Origin of the sequence: Franconibacter helveticus LMG 23732 (genome assembly GCF_000463115.2) — a bacterium.
GTDB classification, from domain to species: Bacteria; Pseudomonadota; Gammaproteobacteria; order Enterobacterales; family Enterobacteriaceae; genus Franconibacter; species Franconibacter helveticus.
Genome location: NZ_AWFX01000001.1, coordinates 1 through 4,411 on the forward strand (window position 1 = coordinate 1; position 4,411 = coordinate 4,411).

General features: G+C 48.0%; 4 protein-coding genes and 4 tRNA genes. 7 read left to right on the top strand and 1 reads right to left on the bottom strand.

Going from position 1 to position 4,411, the window contains the following annotated elements; genetic code table 11:
* Positions 1-221: 221 nt before the first annotated feature.
* Together murB and birA are read left to right on the top strand one after the other, a co-directional pair.
* Positions 222-1,268 (top strand): UDP-N-acetylmuramate dehydrogenase, encoded by a 1,047-nt coding sequence (gene murB, locus DW56_RS00005; RefSeq protein ID WP_081711398.1) that lies wholly within the window; start codon positions 222-224, stop codon positions 1,266-1,268.
* Positions 1,265-2,227, top strand: coding sequence for a bifunctional biotin--[acetyl-CoA-carboxylase] ligase/biotin operon repressor BirA (gene birA / locus DW56_RS00010; RefSeq protein ID WP_024554628.1), 963 nt, complete (start codon positions 1,265-1,267; stop codon positions 2,225-2,227). Before murB ends, birA begins: the two co-directional genes overlap by 4 nt.
* A gap of 24 nt (positions 2,228-2,251) precedes the next feature.
* Here birA and coaA read toward each other — a convergent pair whose 3' ends face one another.
* Positions 2,252-3,202: a type I pantothenate kinase gene (gene coaA, locus DW56_RS00015; RefSeq protein ID WP_024554629.1), complete on the bottom strand. Its 951-nt coding sequence runs from the start codon at positions 3,200-3,202 to the stop codon at positions 2,252-2,254.
* Positions 3,203-3,699: 497 nt separating this feature from the next.
* Here coaA and DW56_RS00020 point away from each other — a divergent pair.
* The 5 genes from DW56_RS00020 to DW56_RS21095 all read left to right on the top strand — a co-directional run.
* Positions 3,700-3,775, top strand: a tRNA-Thr gene (locus tag DW56_RS00020).
* Between the two features lie 9 nt (positions 3,776-3,784).
* A tRNA-Tyr gene (locus DW56_RS00025) sits at positions 3,785-3,869 on the top strand.
* 117 nt (positions 3,870-3,986) lie between these two features.
* Positions 3,987-4,061, top strand: a tRNA-Gly gene (locus DW56_RS00030).
* Between the two features lie 6 nt (positions 4,062-4,067).
* A tRNA-Thr gene (locus DW56_RS00035) sits at positions 4,068-4,143 on the top strand.
* A 113-nt stretch (positions 4,144-4,256) separates the two neighbouring features.
* Positions 4,257-4,411, top strand: a 155-nt coding sequence (locus tag DW56_RS21095) for a GTP-binding protein (protein WP_004200661.1), incomplete at its 3' end; no start/stop codon positions are given.

Consider the following 4,411-nt stretch of genomic DNA (forward strand, 5'->3'; position numbering starts at 1 on the left):
CCGATGGTAGTGTGGGGCCTCCCCATGCGAGAGTAGGGAACTGCCAGGCATCAAATAACGCAAGAGCCCATCCTGACGGATGGGCTTTTTGCATTTCTGCTTCAGCGTAATTGGCTCTTCAGGCACTTTCAGGTGCTTTTCACTTCCTGATATTCCTCTTCTCTTACTCATCTGCGTACTGCAAGCCATCGCCAGCAGGATGGGGTAAACTAGCCGTAATAATGATTAAGGAAACGGCCATGAGTATTTCTCTTAAGCCCTTCAACACGTTCGGCATTGAAAGCCAGGCGTTGAGACTTGTTGAAGTGCAGACTGCGGATGCGTTGTCCAAAGCCTGGAAACAGGCGCAGGCAGAAAATTTACCTGTTCTGATATTGGGTGAAGGAAGTAATGTCTTATTCACCGAAGATTTCGATGGCGTAGTTATTGTTAACCGTATTCCCGGTATATCTGTTCGGGAAGAGAAGGATTACTGGCTGCTTCATGTAGGCGCAGGGGAGAACTGGCATAAGCTGGTTGAATATGCTCTGGAAGCCGGTGTGCACGGGCTTGAAAATCTGGCGCTGATTCCGGGATGTGCAGGCTCCTCGCCAATTCAAAATATCGGTGCTTATGGCGTTGAACTGAAGCAGGTGTGCGATTACGTAGAGTGTATAGAACTTGCTACCGGCGAGCTTCATCGTTTATCGGTCAAGTCATGTCGTTTTGGCTACCGCGACAGTATTTTTAAACATGAATATCAAGACAGGTTTGCTATTACCGCCGTTGGGTTTCGCCTGGCTAAAATGTGGAAACCTGTACTGACGTATGGCGATTTAGCCAGGCTTGATCCTGCAACCGCCACGCCACGGCAGGTGTTTGATGCCGTATGTAATATGCGACGCACAAAGCTTCCTGATCCGCGAGTAAACGGTAACGCTGGCAGTTTTTTCAAAAATCCTGTTGTTTCGTCGGAGCAAGCAAAGACGCTATTAGAAACTTATCCGGATGCGCCCCATTATCCGCAAAAAGATGGCAGCATAAAGCTTGCAGCAGGTTGGCTTATCGACAAGTGCCAGCTTAAAGGACATCGTATTGGCGGAGCGGCAGTACATCGCCAGCAGGCATTAGTCCTGATTAATGAAAACAACGCTACGGCTGACGACATAGTGCAACTGGCGGCGCATGTCCGCCAGACTGTCGGCAATAAATTTAATATTTGGCTTGAACCGGAAGTTCGGTTTATGGGACGTCGGGGAGAGGTCAGCGCTGTGGAGAAGATTACATGAAAGATAACACTATACCGCTGACACTCATGTCTATCCTGGCAGATGGGCAGTTTCATTCAGGCGAGCAACTGGGCGATTCGTTGGGTATGAGCCGCGCCGCTATCAATAAACATATCCAAACCTTACGTGACTGGGGCGTAGATGTTTTTACTGTGCCAGGCAAAGGATATAGCCTGCCGGAGCCTGTCCAGCTACTTGACGAGGAAGTCATCCGTAATCAGGTACAAAAAGGTTCAGTCGCTGTGCTGCCGGTTATAGACTCAACTAACCAGTACCTTTTAGACCGTCTTTCTTCATTACAGTCTGGCGATGCCTGTATTGCAGAATATCAGCAAGCGGGAAGGGGAAGACGCGGACGTAAATGGTTTTCTCCTTTTGGCGCTAATCTTTATCTTTCTATGTACTGGCGGCTCGAAGAAGGGCCAGCTGCCGCTATTGGCCTGAGCCTTGTTATCGGGATTGTGATGGCTGAGGTTTTGCACGATCTTGGCGCCGATCAGGTGCGGGTTAAATGGCCTAACGACCTTTATCTACAGGATCGTAAGTTGGCGGGCATTCTGGTTGAGCTTACTGGAAAAACGGGCGACGCCGCGCAGATTGTGATAGGCGCCGGCATTAACCTCGCGATGCGTCGAGTAGAAAGCGAGGTTGTAAATCAGGGCTGGATTAACTTGCAGGAAGCGGGCATTAAAATAGACCGTAATAAGCTCGCGGTTCGTCTCATCAATGAATTAAGAGTCGCGCTGGAACAATTCGAGAAAGAAGGGTTATCGCCTTTCCTGATGCGTTGGGAAAAGCTGGATAACTTTATTCATCGCCCGGTTAAACTGATTATTGGCGATCGCGAGATTTTCGGTATTTCACGAGGCATTGATGAGCAAGGCGCTTTGCTACTTGAACAGAACGGTGCAATTAAAGCGTGGGTTGGTGGTGAAATTTCATTAAGAAGCGCAGAATAAAAAAAGGGAGCATCGCTCCCTTTTTTATTTCCTGAGCCTGACTGACTCTACTGCATGGTTTGCGCTTTTTGTCATTATCAGGCTGGCCCTTTCGCGGGTCGGCAGAATGTTTTCTTTAAGATTCAGCCAGTTAATTTCTTTCCATAGCTGAGTGGCTATGTTAACAGCTTCATCTTTAGAAAGTTTTGCGTAATTGTGGAAATAGGAATCCGGATCGGTAAAAGCGCCTTCCCGGAATTTCAGAAAACGGTTGATGTACCATGTTTGTAGCAGATCTTCTGGCGCATCGACATAAATTGAAAAATCAACAAAGTCAGAAACGAAAACATGGTGCGGATCATGAGGATAATCCATACCGCTTTGTAAAACGTTTAATCCTTCAAGGATTAAAATATCGGGATGCGTAACGACTTTATCGCCATCAGGAATAACGTCGTAAATTAAATGCGAATAAACCGGCGCGGTAACATCAGGCACGCCAGATTTGATATCCGCTACGAATTTCACCAGCCTGTGCATATCATAGGACTGAGGAAAGCCTTTCTTCTTCATCAGGTTACGTTCTTTTAGCACCTTGTTTGGGTGTAGAAAACCATCTGTCGTGATTAGTTCTACCCGCCGATGTTCCGGCCAACGGCTCAATAGCGCCTGGAGAACACGCGCTGTGGTGCTTTTACCGACGGCGACACTGCCGGCAATGCTGATGATATAAGGAATACGCTGACCGTTTGTACCGAGAAATTGTTCAAGTACGGCCTGACGACGCAAGTTTGAACTGATATAGAAATTCAACAGACGGGAAAGCGGCAGATAAATCTCAGCCACTTCCTCAAGAGAAAGATCTTCGTTAATCCCCTTCAACCTGGCAATTTCGCCTTCGGTTAGCGTCATCGGCACAGAGTCACGAAGCGCAGCCCATTGGCTCCGGTTAAACTGAAGATAAGGAGTCGTAATCATTTGCTCTTTATTACTCATAAGCATGCTTCTGCCTGTCATTCAGGACAAAATAAGAGCCTGCCGCTTACTCCAGCGAAGCTCTCATCTTCGAGCGCTCAATGGCACGCCACGTCTTACATTTTTGACAATGGGCAGGAGGTTAACACCAGATGACAACGAATAATAAGAAAAAATCGACTTTGTAACGCTTTCCCTGTGAAGCATCACGCTTGTCGGCATTACAGGTGGTTGAGTCAGGCGCTTCTATAAAGGACAGGAAGCTGAGGAGTGAGATAAGGACTCACAAAGTTCCAAAAAAAGTCCCGGTCATTTTATCTCTTCTGAGACGGCGAAAAGCGCCTGTCCTGTTAAGTAAAGCAGAGTAGAACCGGCATTCGATAGGTTTTTTCTGGCAGGAATGGTGGAAATACCGCCAGATTTGCGCGCTAATGCGCAAATTGTGAGCGATAGATCGTTTTGCGCGATTTTTTTGTTGCATAGGCGAGCCGCTCTTCCTAGAATGCGCGCTACTTGATGCCGGCTTAGCTCAGTAGGTAGAGCAACTGACTTGTAATCAGTAGGTCACCAGTTCGATTCCGGTAGCCGGCACCATCAAGTTCGGGTGGGGTTCCCGAGCGGCCAAAGGGAGCAGACTGTAAATCTGCCGTCACAGACTTCGAAGGTTCGAATCCTTCCCCCACCACCATTTTCGGCCACGCTTTGGCGTAGCCCGAGGCGATAAGCTCCAGCTAATCGGCTCGAATATTGAGAGGTTTTCTCTCATATTCACTACAGAAAGAATCAGGTAGCCGAGTTCCAGGATGCGGGCATCGTATAATGGCTATTACCTCAGCCTTCCAAGCTGATGATGCGGGTTCGATTCCCGCTGCCCGCTCCAAGATGTGCTGATATAGCTCAGTTGGTAGAGCGCACCCTTGGTAAGGGTGAGGTCGGCAGTTCGAATCTGCCTATCAGCACCACTTCTCTTTTCCTCCCTGCTTCTCTTCTGTTATGAATCCAACAAATTCTTCAGGCAATAGCCTGGTTGATGTGGTGATATCACCGATTTATCCGTGTCTTAGAGGGACAATCGATGTCTAAAGAAAAGTTTGAACGTACAAAACCGCACGTTAACGTCGGTACTATCGGCCACGTTGACCATGGTAAAACAACGCTGACCGCTGCCATCACTACCGTTCTGGCAAAAACCTACGGTGGTTCTGCTCGTGCATTCGACCAGATCGATAA